Source organism: Exiguobacterium sp. s64 (assembly GCF_018618035.1).
Classification (GTDB): domain Bacteria; phylum Bacillota; class Bacilli; order Exiguobacteriales; family Exiguobacteriaceae; genus Exiguobacterium; species Exiguobacterium mexicanum_A.
In genome coordinates this window covers 191,831-209,363 of the sequence record NZ_JACSLH010000002.1, presented here as the reverse complement: position 1 = coordinate 209,363, position 17,533 = coordinate 191,831, and the positions used below count along the sequence as shown (strand labels likewise).

Below are 17,533 nucleotides of genomic sequence, written 5' to 3'. Positions count from 1 at the left end.
CGATGCGCCGATTGAAACAATTTGGCTTGATGCTGTCACTCGTCTTCCTCGCTGCCTGCGGGACGACGCGCGCCGAAATCGCACCGACGTTCGAACAGGCGGCTGAAGAAGCGAAACAGTCGACGGTCAATTTCTATATGTGGGGAGGCGATGACGGCATCAATCGCTATATCGATGAATATGTCGCGCCCCGTCTGAAAGAGACGTATGACGTGGAATTGAACCGCGTCCCGATGGACACGGCCGAATTCGTGCGCCAATTGTCGCTCGACAAACGGGCGAACCGAGAAGAAGGCACCATCGATCTGATGTGGATCAATGGGGACAATTTCCGTAACGCCGCCGAGGCGGAGTTGCTCCAAGGCGACCTGCTCGACAAAATCCCGAACGCTGCGCTGTTGAACGAAGAAGCCCAGGCAACTGATGCGGGCACCCCGACCGACGGGCTCGAGGTCGCCTGGGGGAACGTCCAGTTCGTCATGCACTATGACGCGGACAAAGTGAAAAATCCGCCGACGACGTTCGACGAATTACATCGTTGGACCGAAGAAAATCCGGGCCGTTTCACGTATCCTGAAGTGACAGACTTCACAGGGAACGCGTTCGTCCGCCATCTGCTCTACGCCGAGTATGGGGCTGCGGGCGGTGACGGTGAGATTCCAGACGCGTTCTGGGAGAAGCTTGCGACGTGGTCGCCGACCCTATGGAAACAAGGGTCAACATATCCGAAGTCAATCGCCCAACTCGACCAGTTGTACGCCGCGGGTGACGTTTGGATGACGATGGGCTTCAATGAGCGGCGCGCCGAGGCGGAACGCAATGACGGCGCGTTTCCGAACGGGACACGGGCGCTCGTGCTCGAACATTCAATCGCCTCGACACACTTTCTCGCCGTACCGTTCAACGCGACCAATCCTAACGGTGCGCTCGTGGTCATCAATGAGTTACTGTCACCGGAAGCCCAGCTCGCCAAACAAGATGCGACATACTGGGGGGACGGGACATCGCTTGATTTGACGAAACTCGATGCGTCCGACCGTGACGCCTTCTTGAAGCTTGATGACGGGGTCACTTATCCTGATCCGGAACGTCTCGCCGAACGATCGATTCCCGACTATGGGCCGGCCGTGATTGACGCAATTCGCGAGGAGTGGGAACGTGTCGCGCAGTAGTCTATGGATCAGTCTGTTCGTTCTGGCCTTGCCGTTCACCGGTGTCGCCTTCTTGATCTACGAGACCGTCGGCTTCGACTGGTCTGAGTTGAACGATGAGGCCTGGCGCGCCAGTCTCGCCGTGACGCTGTATGTGACACTCGTCTCGACGGCCATGTCCCTTGTCATCGGGACATGGCTCGCCCGGTCGGTGTACCGACGCCGGTCGACATGGCTCGCGTCGCTACTCAGATGGCCGATGTTCGTCCCGCACGTCGCGGCCGCGTATTTATTTTATGTCTTGTTCTCGAGTGGCTTCCCGTTCTATGGGGTGGTGGAGGCGAACGAACGTCACCACCTCGTCGTCATTTTGACGTACGTTTGGAAAGAGGTGCCGTTCGTGTTTTTGATGGTAATCGGGACGTATGCCCAACTGAATCGGGGTTACGTCGACATGGCGAAGACGCTTCAACTGACGCCGTTCGAACAATTTAAAGTGGCCGAATGGCCGTTCCTCGTCAAACCGCTCCTCGACTCGTTTTGGGTGCTCGTCGCGTTCATCTCGTTCGCTTATGAAGTGCCGGCCTTATTGGGGGTCACATTCCCCGAACTGCTCGGGGTGCTCGCGTATGAACGGTTGACGACCGGGCTGTTTTTAAATGCGTTCGAGTCGTACGCCGTTGCGCTCGTCTGGACGCTGTTCATCTTTATCGGTGTCATCGGCTCCTATACGCTGACGGCTAAACGACGACGGCGGATAGAGCGGGGGGTGAGACGATGAATCGGCTTATCGTCGCTTGTTTCGTCGTCTTTCCATTCGTCGGGTTGTTTTTGACGTTCCCGACGTCGCTCACGTGGGACGAGGCGATTTTGAACACGGTCGTCTACGTGGTCGCCGTGGCGCTCATCAACGTTTGGCTCGGCATCGGGACGGCCTGGTGGCTCTTGTTCACCGAGTCGAAATGGAAGGCGTGGGTCGAATGGCTCACGTTTCTGCCATTGTTTATCCCCGTCTTGGCGAGCATGTTCGGCATGTATATCGCCCTCGCCCAAGTCGGACTCATCGGGACGTACACGGGGGTCGGGCTCGTCCTACTCGTCACGACGTTGCCGTATTCGATTCGATTGGCATACAACGCCATGTACGTGATCGGGAGACCGCTCCTCGAACAGTCACTGACGCTCGCGCCGCTCACCCGGATCGGGTTCGTCCTATTCCCGCTCATGAAAGAGTCGGTCCGGACGATCGTCTTGTTCTCGACCGTCATCGTGTTGAGTCAATTCGTGCTCGTCCAATTGATCGGGGCCGGACTCGTCCCGACGGTCACAACGCGACTGTATCAGGCCTACGCAGGCAATGACGTCTCATTGGCGTTACAAAATACATGGGTGCTCGTCTCGTTGCCGGTCTTATTTTATATCGGGCTCGGTGCGATGTTTGGCATCTGGATTAGATTGGTGAAGGGGCGTTTGCAATGAGCTTGGTATTGTCAGGAATACGAAAACGTTTTAAAGACCGCGATGTGTTGTGCGGCATCGATCTCACTATCCCGAACGGAGAAATCCATGCCCTCGTGGGTGTGAGCGGTTCCGGGAAGTCGACACTGCTCCGCATCGTCGCCGGACTTGAGACACTTGATGCCGGGTCGGTGACGTGGGAGGAGATACCGCTCGATGGGGTACCGCCTCACTTGCGCCGGATTACGATGTTGTCCCAATCCCCGCTCTTGTTTCCGCATCTGACAGTCGGCGAGAACGTGACGCTCGCCACGCCGAACCGGTCACGGGAAGAAGCGGAAGCGTGGCTCACCCGGGTCAAGCTTCCTGGCCGCTACGACGCTGAAATTCATGAATTGTCTGGAGGGGAACAGCAACGCGCGAGCTTCGCCCGGGCGCTCGCTGCCGCGCCTCGACTCATTCTGCTCGATGAGCCGTTCACGAACCTCGACCCCGGTCTCAAATCCGAGTTGCAACGACTGATTCGTGACCTCGTCCGTGAACTCGAGTTGACGGCGCTCCTTGTGACCCACGACCGGGAAGAAGCGATGCTTGTCGCCGACCGGGTGACATTACTCGAGACGGGTCGGGTTCTGGTGACCGGTACGCCGGGACGTTTATCCGAGACGGAGTCGACGTTCGGTGACTTTGTCGAAGTGAGCGGTACGCTGCTTCCGTCGACCGATATCGACGTGTCGACAGAGGCGACGTCCGATTCGATCGTGCTCGTCCGGACGTTCATTCGCTTCGGGCATCATTTCGGCGAGTACCGGCGCCCGACCGGGGAATATGTCATCTTACCGCGGAGCGAATCGTTCAAAGTCGGAGAGACGTATTATTTGCGACAGAAACAAGGAGGAATTTGATGTTAGACACATACGGTAGCCGCTTCGTCCGTCCCGTCATCGAGCGCGGGGCCGATCGGCTTTTGAAATGGAACTTTACCCCGAACGAGGTGACGATCCTCGGAGGCATCATCGGTGTCTCGGTCGGTCTGTTCATTTATAACGATATGTTGTGGACGGCCGTGTTGCTGTTATGGGTGTCGGGTCTCTTCGACGTCCTCGATGGGACGATGGCCCGGCGCTCCCAAAAGACGGGGTTCGGCACGGTGCTCGACCTCGTCTTCGACCGTATCGTCGAGATTGCCGTCGTCATCGCGCTCGCTCTACGACATCCTGAACATATGCCGATCTTCCTGCTCTTGCTCGGGTCGTTCGTCGTGGCGATGACGTTATTCCTCGCCGTCGGGGCGAGCAGCTCACGCCGTTCAGAGAAATCATTTTATTATCAGCCTGGTATTTTGGAGCGGACGGAATGTTTCATCTTGTTCACGCTCATGATTCTTTTCCCGACATGGATCGGCGTCATCGCGACGATTTTCCTCGTGCTTGAAGTGTTCACGATCCTCCAACGTTTGTTTGAAGCAAGGCGGATTCTAAGATGAAGCCGCGCCTTGTCTTGGTCGGGCTCGGTCATGGGCAGCTCGAGATTCTAGAACACCTCGATGCGCTTAACGAAAACTACGAAGTGTCGTATATCGGTGGACGAGAGGCGATTTATACGGGTGCGTTTCCTCAAGTGATCGCTGGCGAGATGGAATCGGCGACGACGCGGTTGCGTCGTGACGTCTCTCCCGTCGCCGAGCGCCTGATCGGTCTCGATCCGGATGCGCGCCTCGTCGAAACCGATCGCGGCCACGTCGCATATGACATCCTCGTGCTCGCGACCGGTGCGAAGAGTCGTGGGATCGGGAACCGGTTAAAACCGATGACGACAAACATGCTGGACGAGATTTTACAGAGTGATGCAATCACGATCGTCGGCGGGGGCAAAGCCGGAGTCGAACTCGCCTTCGCTTGCCTCAGACAGAAGCAACGCGTGACGCTCTATGCTCGTGACATCTTACCCGAACTTCCCCGTCATGTCGGGCGACAGATGGCGCGACGTCTCGTCCGCAGCGGCGTGATGCTCATTCTGACGTCGTTCCAACCAGGGACTCAGACAGAGGGACTCGTCTTAGACGCGACCGGTGTCGTTCCTGATGAGTTTTGGTCTGAGGCTGGACTTGCGGACGATGGGGCGTTCATCGACACGGAAGACGATTTGCGACACCCGGTCTACCGCGAGATTTATATCACCGGGGATATGGCGGCCCGATTGAACGGTGGTGTCGATGCCGTCCGTTCGGGTCGGCATGTCGCCCGTCAACTGCTCGGTACGCCACGCCGGTTCAAATCGCGGACGTCGCTCAATATTTTGTTGACGACCCCAGGACGGGCACTCTTGACGTTCGGGAAGCTGACATGGCACGGTCGTCTGCCGTTTTGGCTAAAGCGGCGCATCGACCGGCGTTATCTCGAGCGCTTCAAGTGAACAAAAAAAGACGACCACGACGGCCGTCTTTTTGTTTACGCGTTCAACGTATCGAGGAACGAGCGGATTTGCATCTCCGTCTTGGCGTTCGCCGAGTGGAGGTGTTCTTGTTTGACGCCTTCTTGATAGAAAAGAAGTGAGGGGATGCCTCGGACTTCTTGCGCGTCCGACAGTTCAGGCAACTCGTCGCGGTCGACGACGTACCAGTTGAACTGCGGATAATCTTTGACTAGTTCGTCGACGTACATATCAAGACGACGGCAGTCGGGACACCATGATGTCGTAAAGATGACCATACCTTTATTTTGGATGGCCTCTTGGAATTGTTGATCAGATTGGATCGGTTTCATAAAAATCTCTCCCTTCACATATATTGTCTGTGTATTCGTAACGGGCGTCAACCGATTGGCATTCTCGGTCGTATCGCAATATGTGATACACTTATAAAAATAGAACCGCAAGGGATAGGTGATGGTTATGGCGTTACGTCATGCACTACTCGGGTTATTGACCCATCAACCCGCTACCGGCTATGCCTTGAACGCGACGTTCAAAGCACAAATGATTCATTTTTGGCACGCCCATCATACACAGATTTATCGCGAACTGTTAAAGATGGAAGACGAATCACTCGTCTCCTCTGAGCACGTCGCTCAACATGACTTACCGGATAAAAAGATTTATTCAATCACCGAGGCGGGACGTCAAGAGCTAATCGACTGGCTCCGGCAACCGACCTCGTACCAACCGAAGATGAAAGATGAGAACTTGCTACGGGTCAGCCTCCTGCAACTACTCCCGCTCGACGAGGCGATCCGTTACGTCGAGGAGACGAAAGCGCATCATGAACAAGTCGCTCATCAGATTCGGGCGTTTCAAGCGGCGCACCAGTCCGAGGCTGACACGCTCGGTTATTTACTGACGAGCGAGTACGCCATCCGGATGATGGAAAATTACGCCGGTTGGGCTGATTGGGCCATCGAACAGATGAAACAGCGAGACAAACATGCGACCTGACGTTCAGGTCGCATGTTTTGTGTAGGGTTGGACCGGCAGCCGGTTCAACAGATCGTCGAGTTTGTGCGAATCGACGGCGTATTGATGAGCGGCGATCAAGTCGTTCAATTGGTCGACCGAGGACGCGCCCGGTAGGACGACGGCACATGTCCGCTCCGCGGCTGCGAGGGCGTACGCTTGAATCGGTTCGGGAATCGTCGGCATCAAGTCGCGCAACTCCGCTTCAGTCCAAGATTCAAAGCCCTTCTCCGACAAGCGGGCAGACCATTCGTCGGTCAGTATGCCTTTGGCGAGCGGACCGCGCCCGACGATCGGGATGTCGAGTTCGAGCGTTTCGATGCGGCGGTCGAGCAGGGAGTACGGGGTCATCAAGACATCGAGCTCTCCGTGTTCGAGCCAGTAGCGGATGACGTTCGGGCGAATCGAGGACAGTCCGATTTGGCGGATGGCGCCAGCTTGTTTCTGTCGACGCATGAAATCGATTGTCGCGTCCAGGTCGTCTTCCATCGTGCCGCCATGAACGTAATATAAATCCAAGTAATCTGTCTGTAAGCGTTCGAGAGAATCGTGTAGGGCCTGTTCTAAATAGGAGGGGGCTGGATTCCAACGCATTCCGTCCCCTGTCCATTGATTCCCGCCTTTACTGGTCAAGAACAGTTCGTTCCGGCGACCGGCGAACGTCGAGCCGACGAGTTTTTCGACTTCGAAGTGGTCATAGACGTCGGCCGTATCAAAGTGGCGGATGCCAGCCGCATAGGCGGCCTCTAAAATCTGTCGCGCTTCCGCCTCGCCATGTTTCAAAATCGACATAGTTCCTAATCCTAACTCTGCCATTGATAATTCCTCCTTGTTCCGTCTGTCAATATGAATCATAATTACAGTATATAGGAAAAGGTGAGGGGTACATACAATGGAAGAGAAAACGATTGAACGGGAAGTCATTTACGAAGGAAAGATCTTTAACGTGGAGAAGCACGTCGTGTCACTCCCGAACGGAGGGACGTCGGTCCGCGAACTCGTCTATCACAACGGGGCCGTCGCCGTCCTCGTCGTCGATGAAGACGACCGCATCGTCCTCGTCGAGCAGTACCGGAAAGCGTTCGAATCGATGTCGCTCGAAATTCCGGCCGGAAAATTGGAAGTTGGTGAGGAACCGCTTGCGAGCGCGAAGCGCGAGCTCGAAGAAGAGACCGGTTATACGGCCGAGAATCTTGAAAAAATCTTCTCGTTTTACGGGGCACCCGGCTTTTGTAGCGAACGGGTCGACGTCTACGTCGCACGCGGCTTGACGGCCGGTGTGATGAACCTCGATGAAGATGAATTTTTACAAGTCCAACGCTTTACGTTCGACGAGGCGGTCGACTTGTTAGCGAGCGGACGAATCACCGACGCGAAGACGATCATGGCGATTCAATGGTGGCAATTATCTAAATTGAAATGATTCTAAACTAGAGTGACATATGTTACACTTACATAGGAATCATTTTAATTTGAAAAACCGAACGAACTTCGGTATGCTTTGAATAGTGAATTATGCAAAGAGGGGGCGCCTTATGGAAACGCGAATTGAACGGATCAAACAGCAATTGAGCGCCAAAGGATATAAATTGACACCGCAACGAGAATCGACGGTCCGCATCTTACTTGAGAATGAAACGGATCATTTGAGTGCGGAGAACGTCTTCATGCTCGTCAAAGGCATCGCTCCGGAAATCGGGCTCGCGACGGTTTACCGGACGCTCGAGCTTTTGACCGAGCTCGGTGTCGTCGACAAAGTCAACTTCGGTGACGGCGTTGCCCGTTTCGACCTCAGACCAGAAGGCGCGAACCATTCGCACCATCATCTCGTCTGTGTCGAGTGCGGTTCGGTCGAGGAGATCATGGAAGACTTGCTCGTCGACGTTGAGAAGAAAGTCGAAAGCAAATACGAATTTTTAATCAAAGACCATCGCTTGACGTTTCACGGCATCTGTAAAGTGTGCCAAGCTAAAGGCGTCACGCTTGAGGGTCATAAAGCAGTCATCAACGGATAAAGCAAGACAGGCAGCCTCTTAAAGGCTGCCTGTCTTTTGTATGTCGTCACATCGTCAAATAACGGGACAAGCCGGTGGCGATGCCATCGTGATTGTTCGACAGCGTGATTTCGTTCGCAATAGCCTTGATGTCTTCGACGGCGTTGTCCATCGCGACCCCGATGCCGGCATACTCGATGATGGAGCGGTCGTTATGGCCGTCCCCGAACGCGATGACGTGCTCGCGGTCAATCCCAATCTCCCGGAACACGTGATCGAGTGCCCGGGCCTTGTCGATTCCGAGATCCGTGAACTCATAGTACATGGCTGCCGTGAACATGCCCGTCACGCGGTCCGTGAACGGTCCGGCGAGCGAGGCGGCATGGGCCTGTAGATAGTCCGGCTGTCCGGCGACGAGGATTTTATAGATCGGGAAGGTGATGGCGTCGGCGAGTCGCGGCTCTTCCCGCAATTGGAATCGTCCGCCGCGCGACTCATACTCGATGATATTGAACGGCTTACCATTTAACTCGAGCATGCCGCTGAAGACGTCATTAACGTACATATACGTCTCGTCATTGATCATCGGGATGACGTCGAATCCGGTCAAATGATCCAAGATGGCAATCGCGTCGTCCTGATTGATGGCCTGTTCGAACAGCGTCTCGTTCGTTCTGGCATCGGTCACACATGCCCCGTTCGAGGAGACGATGAGTCCCCCATTTTTATGGAGCATGAGCTCTTCGGCGAAAGGGTCGATTCCTCGCTTCGGACGTCCGGAAGTGAGCACCACTTTGACGCCGTTCGCCTGCAAATCGAGAAGTATCTGTTTCGTGCGCGGCGAGATCATTTTTTGATCGTTCAACAACGTCCCGTCAAGGTCTAGTAGAATCGCTTGGATCATCGTCGCGTCTCCTTAAATCGTCAATTCGAGTTTGTTTTGTTCGGGGTCGAGCAGGACGCTCTCATAATAACCGTCCCCAGTCGTGCGTGGGCCATCGACGAGTGGGTAGCCGTCGGTCTCGAGTCGTCGCGTCAAGCTGTCGACCGCTTCTTTGCTGCCGAGTGCGAACGCGATATGCGCATAGCCGAGCGTCTCACGCGAAGCGTCTTCAATGTCCGGACGGCGCATCAACTCGAAGCGGCATGAACTGTTTGGGAACGTCAGAAAATAGGATTCGAACTGTTTGCGTTCGTTGATATACTTCTCGTTCGCGGTTGCCCCGAGATACGTCTCATAAAAACGGCGCATCTGTTCAAGCTCGTTCACCCAGAGGGCGACGTGTTCAATCTTCATGGAATACCCCCCTTGGAATTGTTGTCGTATGCTGGGTGGTCAGCTTCATGACCGCTGCCTGGAATTCGAGCATTCGTCGTGTGGAGTGTATCAAATCCGGACAGGCTTGGTAAACTCGACATGAGAAAAGCGGCGTGAAAACCTCACCAATTCCTGTCACAAAAAAGCTTTAAAAAAAATGAGGTCAGACGTCTTCACAACGGTTTACATAAGTGATATGATGTAAGCGTATTCAGGTGTAGCGAGGAAGGAGGGGGATGTCATGCGTTCGCAAGTCGAGTTATTTTTGCAGTATATGACGGTTGAGAAACGAATGTCCACGAACACGAGACAAGCCTATGCGAGCGATTTGACCCAGTACTTATCGACACTTACCCAACTCGGGGTGACAGAATGGAATGAAGTCACGCGGGCACACATCGTCAAACATATGGAAGAGTTATCGCAAGCCGGTCGGGCTGCTTCATCACTCCGACGGGCCGTCAGTTCGATTCGGACGTTCCATCATCATTTGAAGATGACAGGTGGTGCAACGACTGACCCGGCACTTTATTTGGAGACGCCGAAAGCGGAACGGCATCTGCCAGACACGTGGTCTCAAGATGAAGTTGAACGGTTGCTCGACAGTGTGCCGACGTCAGACCCGCTCGCGCTCCGCGATCGGGCCATGCTCGAACTGCTCTACGGAACGGGCATGCGCGTCAGCGAACTTCTTGGGCTTGATTTGGATGATTTACAGTTCGAATTGGGGTATCTACAGTGTGAAGGCAAAGGCGAGAGCGCCCGGATCATCCCGGTGTCGTCTGTCGCCCAAGGTTTTGTCGAACGCTATATCCAACAGGCCCGTAACGGGCTCGGCGGTCGGGAGACCGAGGCGTTGTTCTTGAACGGGCGCGGCGGAAGGCTCAGCCGTCAAGGGTTCTGGAAGATGATCAAACGACGGGCCAAAGAGGCCGGCATCCAAAAAGAGATCACGCCACACGTGCTCCGTCATTCGTTCGCGACACACTTGCTCGAGAACGGGGCCGATCTTCGGGCCATCCAACAGATGCTTGGGCATGCCGATCTCTCCACGACTCAAATCTACACACATGTCAATAAGGCACGACTCCACGATGTCTATCGAAAACATCATCCGCGTGCGTAAAGACACTAAAGGAGGAACTTTTTGTGAAGAAATTTAAACGTATTTTCTTGGTCGTCATGGACTCGGTCGGGATTGGGGAAGCCCCAGATGCCGACCAGTTCGGAGACGTCGGTTCAGACACGCTCGGGCATATCGCTCGTGAACACGGTGGGTTGAACATGCCGAACATGGGCCGCCTCGGGCTGTCGAACATCAAGCCGATTGACGGCATCGAAGTGTCGACGACACCGAGCGCCTACGGACGCATGGAAGAAATCTCGGCCGGGAAAGACACGATGACTGGCCACTGGGAGATCATGGGCCTTCATATCGATACGCCTTTCCGCGTGTTCGAAGAATTCCCGGACGATTTGATCGACCGGCTCAAAGAGTTCAGCGGCCGTGACATCATCGGCAACAAGCCGGCATCAGGGACAGAGATCTTGGATGAGCTCGGCGAAGAGCATGTCAAAACAGGTGCCTTGATCGTCTATACATCAGCTGACTCGGTGCTCCAAATCGCGGCGCACGAAGAAGTCGTCCCGCTCGACGAGTTGTACCGCATCTGCGAATACGCCCGTGAAATCACGCGCGAAGACCCGTACATGCTCGGCCGCATCATCGCCCGACCGTTCCTCGGAACGCCTGGCGCGTGGGTCCGGACATCTAATCGTCACGACTATGCGCTCAAGCCGTTCGGCAAGACGGTCATGAACACGCTCGAGACGGCAGGGAAAGATGTGATCGCTCTCGGGAAAATCAGCGACATCTATGACGGCGAAGGTGTCACGAAAGCGATTCGGACAAAATCGAACATGGATGGCATGGACAAACTCGTCGAATCGCTCGATGAAGAGTTCGAAGGTCTCTGCTTCTTGAACCTCGTCGACTTCGATGCGCTCTTCGGTCACCGCCGTGACCCAGAAGGCTATGCGATCGCGCTTGAAGAGTATGACGCCCGTCTACCGGAAGTAATGGAGAAGTTGCGTGAAGACGACTTGCTCATCATTACGGCCGACCACGGGAACGACCCGACGGCACCGGGAACGGACCATACGCGTGAATATGTGCCGCTCATCGTCCATCATCACGGTTCGACAGCGGTCGACCTCGGCATCCGCGGAACGTTCGCCGATATCGGCGCCACAGTGGCCGATAACTTCGACGTCGATGCACCAGCACACGGAAAGAGTTTCTTAAACGAAATTTGAGGAGGCATTACTCATGGTAAATTGGAACGAAACAAAGGCATTTTTACAGGAACGCATGAACGGAACACCAGAAATCGGACTCATTCTCGGCTCAGGTCTCGGCGTCCTCGCGGATGAAATCGAGAACGCGGTGAAAATCCCTTATGAGGATATCCCGCACTTCCCGGTATCGACCGTCGAAGGCCACGCCGGCCAACTCGTCTTCGGGGACCTCGAAGGAAAACGCGTCGTCGCGATGCAAGGACGGTTCCACTTCTATGAAGGCTACTCAATGGAACAAGTGACGTTCCCGGTCCGCGTCCTCAAATTGATCGGTGTCGAAACGCTCATCGTCACGAATGCGGCTGGTGCTTGCAACGAGTCGTTCAACCCGGGGGACTTGATGATCATTACGGATCACATCAACTTCTTCGGTACGAGCCCACTCATCGGTAAGAACGCGAGCGACTTCGGAACACGTTTCCCGGACATGTCAGAAGCGTACGATAAGGAGCTCGTCACATTGACGGAAGGCGTCGCCACAAAACTTGGACTTTCTGTTCAAAAAGGCGTCTACTTCGGGAACACGGGTCCGACGTATGAGACACCGGCCGAAGTGAAGATGGCTCGCCTGCTCGGAGGCGACGTTGTCGGCATGTCGACGGTGCCTGAAGTCATCGTGGCCCGTCACTCAGATATGCGAGTGCTCGGCATCTCGTGCGTATCGAACATGGCAGCCGGGATTTTAGATCAACCGCTCAACCATGAAGAAGTCATCGAGACGACAGAACGCGTCCGCCAAGACTTCCTTTCACTCGTACGCGGCACGATTCAAAGCATGTAACCACTACCCAATTAGGAGGACGAAACTTATGCGCATGGTCGATTTGATTTTGAAAAAACGTAACGGTGGCGAATTGAACGAAGAGGAGATTCGCTTCATCATCGAAGGCTTCACGAACGAGACGATTCCTGATTATCAGATGTCGGCCCTTTCGATGGCGATTTACTTTAACGGCATGACAGAGAAAGAGACGGCGGCCTTGACGATGGAGATGGTCAAGTCTGGTGACGTCATCGATTTGTCGAACATTCAAGGTAAAAAAGTTGATAAACACTCGACTGGCGGCGTCGGTGACAAAATCAGCTTAATCGTCGCTCCGCTCGTCGCGTCAATCGGGATTCCGGTCGCGAAGATGAGCGGTCGCGGTCTCGGCCACACGGGCGGGACGATCGATAAGCTTGAATCGTTCCCTGGCTTCAACGTCGAGTTGACGGAAGAACAGTTCACGAAGCAAGTAAACGATATCAAGATGTCAATCATCGGTCAGACGGGCAACTTGACGCCTGCCGACAAACGTCTTTACGCACTCCGTGACGTGACGGCGACGGTCGATTCAATCCCGCTCATCGCGAGCTCGATCATGTCGAAGAAAATCGCGGCCGGTGCCGACAGCATCGTCCTCGACGTCAAGACGGGTTCAGGCGCGTTCATGAAGTCGTTCGACGACGCGAAAGCGCTCGCTGAAGAGATGGTCGCCATCGGTAAGAACGTCGGCCGTAAGACGGTCGCCGTCATCACGGATATGGATCAGCCGCTCGGTTTCGAAATCGGGAACGCCAATGAAGTGAAAGAAGCGATTGAAGTCCTCTCGGGCAAAGACGTGACTGACTTGAAGACGATTGCCCTCACGATTGCCGGTCATATGGCGGTACTCGGCGAGTTCTATCAGACGTTCGAGGAAGCGTACGCTGACCTTGAGAAACGGATGGCCGACGGTCATGCCCTCGAAGTGTTCCGTCAGTTCGTAGCGGCACAAGGTGGCGACGCGTCGCTCGTCGATGACTTGTCGAAACTTCCGCAAGCGAAGTATGAGACGACGTTCGTCGCGAAACAAGCAGGTTACGTCGAGTCGATTATCGCTGACGAAGTCGGTGTGGCAGCGATGCTCCTCGGCGCAGGTCGGGCGACAAAAGATGATCAGCTCGACTTCGCGGCCGGTATCACGCTCGAGAAGAAAGTCGGTGACAAGGTCGAGGCCGGTGACGTGATCGCCGTGCTCCGTTCGAACAAAGAAGACATGACATCTGCGCTCGAGCGGATGGACCACGCGTACACGATCGGTGCGACAGAGCCGACGGCGCGTCCACTCGTCCACGCTGTCATCCAGTAACCGGCAAGTCAGAACGTCTGTTTCCACAAAATAGTGGAGACAGACGGTTTTTTTTGATAGAATGGGCAATGTGTGAGTGAGAATGACAATATGAACATAAAGGGGTAACTTTTCATGAAAAAAGGATCTATGAAATTAGAGAACGGCGAAATGATCGAATTCGACTTGTTCCACGATGCGGCACCGATCACGGTCGACAACTTCGAGGAGCTCGCGAACAGCGGCTTCTATAACGGTTTGACGTTCCACCGGGTCATCCCAGGTTTCGTCAGCCAAGGCGGTTGCCCAGACGGGACAGGCATGGGTGGTTCAGGCAAGACGATCCCATGTGAGACATCGACATCGTTCCCATACAAACATGAAGCGGGTTCGCTTTCAATGGCACACGCCGGACGCAACACGGGCTCGTCACAGTTCTTCATCGTCCATGAGCCACAACCACATCTCGACGGTGTCCACACGGTCTTCGGAAAAGTGACGTCTGGCCTTGAGCACGCGGTCAAACTTCGTCAAGGCACGAAGATGGCCGAAGTTAAAGTTTGGGACGAGAATTGATTTCTGCCTGAACGTTATGGCACAATGAGCCATGTCTCTCACGTGTTCACTTAGTGAAACATGAATGACTAAAGGTGGTGAAACCAGCAATGCTGGTGAAATACAAACAATCGTACGAAAAGACGGCGATGGGCTTGCTCGCGTTCTCATGTAGCGACAAATCTCCGCTCGCCTTGCTCGAACTCGTCCGGTCCTACGAAGAAGACCCTGCCAAATTCCTCTATCTGTGGAGAGTCGGGGAAGACTTCGTCGGGATCATCGGGATGGAGCAACAAGAGACGACGATGTTCATCCATCATATCGCGCTGTCTCCGTCGTTCCGCGGCGAGAAGCGTTCTTACGAATTGCTCGATGAGACCCGGAACTTATTGCCGCTCGACTTGACGCTTGTCGGTCAAGGCAAAACCGGTGACTTGCTCGATAAATGGAACCAAGTCGTCATTTAAAAAAAGCTAGGCTCAGCGCCTAGCTTTTTTACGTGCCTCAAGCGCCCGGAGCCGTTCGGTGACGACGGGTGTCCGGTCTCGATACATATGTTTATGGACGAGCTCGTCAAACGTCAAAGTGGTCGGTTCGAAGGCGGGCTTCAAACGCTCGATGCGTTGTCGTGTCGCTTCATTGAGCGGAAGCGCCTCCGGGAGCGGCCAACGCTCCAAGTCACGGGCAAACGTCGCGGTATCGATTCCGAGGGCTTCGAGTTCGGTCACGGCCAACGTGAGCTTCTGCTGTAACGCTGCGATACTCTTTTTTGCACCGGGCGTGTTACCGCGACGGGCATGGTAGTGGGCAACGGCGTATTGAATCAAGGCAGCGTAACCGAGATCCTCTCGCCCCCCGTCCTGCCATGCTTCTTCAAGCACTTCGTGGCACTCGAAATAATCGGCATGACATTCAAATAAGAGCGTATACTGGATAAAAGGCGTCGACATCAAATTTCTCCTTTCGTGGTCACGGTACTACAAAACATGTTATACTAAAGCGCAAAAATGTAAATGGCAGGTGTCTCTATGGAAGCGTACAACGTCAAAATCGATACGTTCGAAGGCCCGCTTGACCTGTTGCTCCACTTGATTGGAAAAATGGAGCTCGACATCGCAGACATCTCTGTCTCCGAGGTCACGGATCAGTATGTCGCCTATATCCGGACGATGCAAAAATTTGAACTCGATGTGGCCAGTGAATATTTGGTCATGGCGGCGACGTTGCTCCAATTGAAGAGCAAGCAACTGTTGCCACCGGTTCCAGTTGAAGAAGATGACATTCCCGACTTTGGGGAAGAACCGACCCGAGAAGGGTTGATTCGACAGTTGATTGAATATAAGGCGTATAAAGAAGCGGTCGTATTCATGCGCGAGCAAGAAGAGTCTCGCCTCGAACTGTATAGCCGTCCCGGTGAGGATTTGACGCGCTACATGTCCGACCTCGTCCAGCCGTATGACGGTCCACTCAACTTTGCGGACTTATTACACGCCTATTCGAAAATGGTCGAACGCAAGCGGTGGAAAGAGCGTCGCAAAAAGACGATCAAACGTGAAGAACGGACGCTTGAAGAACAGATGACACGGTTGCACGATCACGTCTCGGCAAAGCGGACAACATCGTTCTTCTCGTTTTTTGAGGAACGTCCCGATGTGTCGGACCTTGTCGTCACGTTCATGGCGCTACTCGAATTGATCAAGTTGCGCGTCGTTACGACTAAACAGGAAGAGCGAGACATTCAAATCTCGTTCGTCGAATCGTCAAAGGAAAGGGATGAAGCCGTTGCTGTCTTATGAAACGATTATTGAGAGTCTATTGTTCGTCGTCGGCGAAGAAGGAATGGAAGTGCGGGCCCTCGCGGACACGCTCGACATTTCGGAAGCCGCTGCACGCGAACAGTTGAGCAAACTAGAAGCATCGTTCAAAGATTCGGGTCGTCCGTTCCAACTGATTGAATCCGCGGGCGTGTATAAGCTCGTGACGATTCCTGAAGTGTCGGAGTACATTCAACGCTACGTCGGCACGATGGCCGAACAGGCGTTATCACGTGCCGCGATGGAGACGCTCGTCATCATCGCGTACAAGCAACCGGTCACCCGGGCTGATATCGAGGAAGTCCGGGGCGTTAAAGTCGAACGTGTCATCCATACGCTGTTGTCTAAAGGATTGATTGAAGCGGCCGGCCGGGCCAAGACAATCGGCCGGGCCAAGTTATACCGGACGACCGAACATTTCCTGGACCATTTTGGATTCAATTCACTCGATGAATTGCCCCCATTAACGTTTGAAGACGAGCTCTCGGACGAAGGCGATTTGTTCTTCGGCCAGCCGTCTGCGATTACGCAAGATAGATTGGAGAATGAATAAATGGAACGTTTACAAAAAGTGATTGCCCAAGCAGGTGTCGCCTCACGGCGTAAAGCCGAAGAAATGATTTTAGATGGACGGGTGCGCGTCAACGGGAAAGTCGTGCGCGAACTCGGTACGAAAGTCGGTCCAAAGTCTGAAGTCGAGGTCGACGGTGTGAAAATCGAACAAGAAGAGCATGTTTATTATGTGCTCTACAAGCCGAGCGGTTACGTCTCGACGGTCGAAGACGATAAAGGACGGAAAGTCATCACCGATCTCGTACCGCCTGGATCGCGTGTCTTCCCGGTTGGACGTCTCGACTATAACACGACGGGACTCATTATTTTAACGAATGACGGTGAGTTCTCGAATATGATGACCCATCCGAAGTTCAAGATCCCAAAACGTTATGTCGCGAAAGTGAAGAACATTCCTTCGTATATTGCGATTAAACAACTCGAGTCGGGTGTCGAACTCGATGACGGCTACAAGACGGGTAGCGCCCAAGTGAAGATGAAGACGGTCGACCATAAGAAAAACTCGGCCATCTTAGAAATCGTCATCTCGGAAGGCCATAACCGTCAAATCCGTCGCATGCTCGAAGCAGTCGGTTCAGAAGTCATCAAACTGAAACGCGAACAGTTCGGTTTCTTGACGCTCGACGGTCTCACGACGGGCGAATGGCGTGAACTGTCACGCAAGGAAGTATCGAAGCTACGTGAGCTTGCCAACCCGACCGTACCACCCGTACAACGGGGCAAGAAAAAGAAAAAATAACAACTAAAAAATCGTCCTGAGATAGGATGATTT

General features: G+C 54.1%; 23 protein-coding genes. 18 read left to right on the top strand and 5 right to left on the bottom strand.

All coding sequences use genetic code 11. From position 1 onward, the window contains the following. Window positions 1-2: 2 nt before the first annotated feature. From KNP64_RS04640 to KNP64_RS04615, 6 genes are read left to right on the top strand one after another with little or no spacing between them, the layout of a single operon-like run. Window positions 3-1,172, top strand: a complete 1,170-nt coding sequence (locus tag KNP64_RS04640; RefSeq protein ID WP_214791935.1) for an ABC transporter substrate-binding protein — start codon at window positions 3-5, stop codon at window positions 1,170-1,172. Further along, a complete protein-coding gene (locus KNP64_RS04635; RefSeq protein ID WP_214791937.1) occupies window positions 1,159-1,932 on the top strand; it encodes an ABC transporter permease family protein in 774 nt (257 codons plus the stop codon). The genes KNP64_RS04640 and KNP64_RS04635 overlap by 14 nt, the downstream gene beginning before the upstream one ends. Beyond that, entirely contained in the window at window positions 1,929-2,630 is a 702-nt protein-coding gene (locus tag KNP64_RS04630) for an ABC transporter permease (protein WP_214791938.1), read from the top strand. The genes KNP64_RS04635 and KNP64_RS04630 overlap by 4 nt, the downstream gene beginning before the upstream one ends. Further along, window positions 2,627-3,514, top strand: coding sequence for an ABC transporter ATP-binding protein (locus tag KNP64_RS04625; protein ID WP_138859313.1), 888 nt, complete (start codon window positions 2,627-2,629; stop codon window positions 3,512-3,514). The genes KNP64_RS04630 and KNP64_RS04625 overlap by 4 nt, the downstream gene beginning before the upstream one ends. Then, window positions 3,514-4,095, top strand: a complete 582-nt coding sequence (locus KNP64_RS04620; RefSeq protein ID WP_138859314.1) for a CDP-alcohol phosphatidyltransferase family protein — start codon at window positions 3,514-3,516, stop codon at window positions 4,093-4,095. Before KNP64_RS04625 ends, KNP64_RS04620 begins: the two co-directional genes overlap by 1 nt. Further along, on the top strand, window positions 4,092-5,024 hold the full coding sequence (locus tag KNP64_RS04615; RefSeq protein ID WP_138859315.1) for an NAD(P)/FAD-dependent oxidoreductase: 933 nt from the start codon (window positions 4,092-4,094) through the stop codon (window positions 5,022-5,024). The genes KNP64_RS04620 and KNP64_RS04615 overlap by 4 nt, the downstream gene beginning before the upstream one ends. Before the next feature lie 35 nt (window positions 5,025-5,059). Here KNP64_RS04615 and KNP64_RS04610 read toward each other — a convergent pair whose 3' ends face one another. Then, window positions 5,060-5,374, bottom strand: coding sequence for a thioredoxin family protein (locus KNP64_RS04610; RefSeq protein WP_138859316.1), 315 nt, complete (start codon window positions 5,372-5,374; stop codon window positions 5,060-5,062). Between the two features lie 127 nt (window positions 5,375-5,501). On the opposite strand from KNP64_RS04610, the gene KNP64_RS04605 reads away from it, so the two are divergent. Beyond that, window positions 5,502-6,041 carry a PadR family transcriptional regulator gene (locus KNP64_RS04605; protein ID WP_034777872.1) on the top strand — a complete coding sequence of 180 codons (540 nt, stop codon included), beginning with the start codon at window positions 5,502-5,504 and terminating at the stop codon, window positions 6,039-6,041. Between the two features lie 3 nt (window positions 6,042-6,044). On the opposite strand, the gene KNP64_RS04600 is transcribed toward KNP64_RS04605, so the two are convergent. Then, a complete protein-coding gene (locus KNP64_RS04600; RefSeq protein ID WP_240731321.1) occupies window positions 6,045-6,875 on the bottom strand; it encodes an aldo/keto reductase in 831 nt (276 codons plus the stop codon). 76 nt (window positions 6,876-6,951) lie between these two features. Here KNP64_RS04600 and KNP64_RS04595 point away from each other — a divergent pair, with 76 nt between their 5' ends. Together KNP64_RS04595 and fur are read left to right on the top strand one after the other, a co-directional pair. After that, entirely contained in the window at window positions 6,952-7,482 is a 531-nt protein-coding gene (locus KNP64_RS04595) for an NUDIX domain-containing protein (RefSeq protein WP_138859318.1), read from the top strand. A 112-nt stretch (window positions 7,483-7,594) separates the two neighbouring features. Beyond that, window positions 7,595-8,074, top strand: a complete 480-nt coding sequence (gene fur / locus KNP64_RS04590; RefSeq protein WP_024371580.1) for a ferric iron uptake transcriptional regulator — start codon at window positions 7,595-7,597, stop codon at window positions 8,072-8,074. Window positions 8,075-8,120: 46 nt separating this feature from the next. Here the strand turns inward: fur and KNP64_RS04585 are convergent, their stop codons facing one another. Both KNP64_RS04585 and KNP64_RS04580 read right to left on the bottom strand, forming a co-directional pair. Then, entirely contained in the window at window positions 8,121-8,957 is an 837-nt protein-coding gene (locus KNP64_RS04585; protein WP_214763199.1) for a Cof-type HAD-IIB family hydrolase, read from the bottom strand. 12 nt (window positions 8,958-8,969) lie between these two features. Beyond that, on the bottom strand, window positions 8,970-9,350 hold the full coding sequence (locus KNP64_RS04580; RefSeq protein ID WP_138859320.1) for a VOC family protein: 381 nt from the start codon (window positions 9,348-9,350) through the stop codon (window positions 8,970-8,972). Between the two features lie 262 nt (window positions 9,351-9,612). Between KNP64_RS04580 and xerD the strand changes: the two genes are divergently transcribed. The 6 genes from xerD to KNP64_RS04550 all read left to right on the top strand — a co-directional run bounded on the left by xerD (window position 9,613) and on the right by KNP64_RS04550 (window position 14,841). Then, window positions 9,613-10,497 (top strand): site-specific tyrosine recombinase XerD, encoded by an 885-nt coding sequence (gene xerD / locus KNP64_RS04575; protein WP_114166052.1) that lies wholly within the window; start codon window positions 9,613-9,615, stop codon window positions 10,495-10,497. A gap of 23 nt (window positions 10,498-10,520) precedes the next feature. Then, window positions 10,521-11,687 (top strand): phosphopentomutase, encoded by a 1,167-nt coding sequence (gene deoB / locus KNP64_RS04570; RefSeq protein ID WP_131471227.1) that lies wholly within the window; start codon window positions 10,521-10,523, stop codon window positions 11,685-11,687. A gap of 13 nt (window positions 11,688-11,700) precedes the next feature. Continuing rightward, complete coding sequence (locus tag KNP64_RS04565) at window positions 11,701-12,510, top strand: purine-nucleoside phosphorylase (protein ID WP_034777854.1); 810 nt, start codon at window positions 11,701-11,703, stop codon at window positions 12,508-12,510. A 28-nt stretch (window positions 12,511-12,538) separates the two neighbouring features. After that, window positions 12,539-13,840 (top strand): pyrimidine-nucleoside phosphorylase, encoded by a 1,302-nt coding sequence (locus KNP64_RS04560; protein WP_131471226.1) that lies wholly within the window; start codon window positions 12,539-12,541, stop codon window positions 13,838-13,840. Between the two features lie 114 nt (window positions 13,841-13,954). Further along, complete coding sequence (locus KNP64_RS04555; RefSeq protein ID WP_029334855.1) at window positions 13,955-14,395, top strand: peptidylprolyl isomerase; 441 nt, start codon at window positions 13,955-13,957, stop codon at window positions 14,393-14,395. Window positions 14,396-14,484: 89 nt separating this feature from the next. After that, entirely contained in the window at window positions 14,485-14,841 is a 357-nt protein-coding gene (locus tag KNP64_RS04550; RefSeq protein ID WP_034777852.1) for a GNAT family N-acetyltransferase, read from the top strand. Between the two features lie 12 nt (window positions 14,842-14,853). Here KNP64_RS04550 and KNP64_RS04545 read toward each other — a convergent pair whose 3' ends face one another. Next, on the bottom strand, window positions 14,854-15,324 hold the full coding sequence (locus KNP64_RS04545; RefSeq protein WP_029595323.1) for a DUF309 domain-containing protein: 471 nt from the start codon (window positions 15,322-15,324) through the stop codon (window positions 14,854-14,856). A gap of 78 nt (window positions 15,325-15,402) precedes the next feature. Here KNP64_RS04545 and KNP64_RS04540 point away from each other — a divergent pair, with 78 nt between their 5' ends. From KNP64_RS04540 to KNP64_RS04530, 3 genes are read left to right on the top strand one after another with little or no spacing between them, the layout of a single operon-like run. After that, window positions 15,403-16,170, top strand: coding sequence for a segregation and condensation protein A (locus tag KNP64_RS04540; protein WP_029595324.1), 768 nt, complete (start codon window positions 15,403-15,405; stop codon window positions 16,168-16,170). Continuing rightward, window positions 16,148-16,741: an SMC-Scp complex subunit ScpB gene (gene scpB, locus KNP64_RS04535; RefSeq protein ID WP_029595325.1), complete on the top strand. Its 594-nt coding sequence runs from the start codon at window positions 16,148-16,150 to the stop codon at window positions 16,739-16,741. Before KNP64_RS04540 ends, scpB begins: the two co-directional genes overlap by 23 nt. Beyond that, window positions 16,742-17,500 (top strand): pseudouridine synthase, encoded by a 759-nt coding sequence (locus KNP64_RS04530; protein WP_029595326.1) that lies wholly within the window; start codon window positions 16,742-16,744, stop codon window positions 17,498-17,500. It begins immediately after the preceding gene. Window positions 17,501-17,533 lie beyond the last annotated feature (33 nt).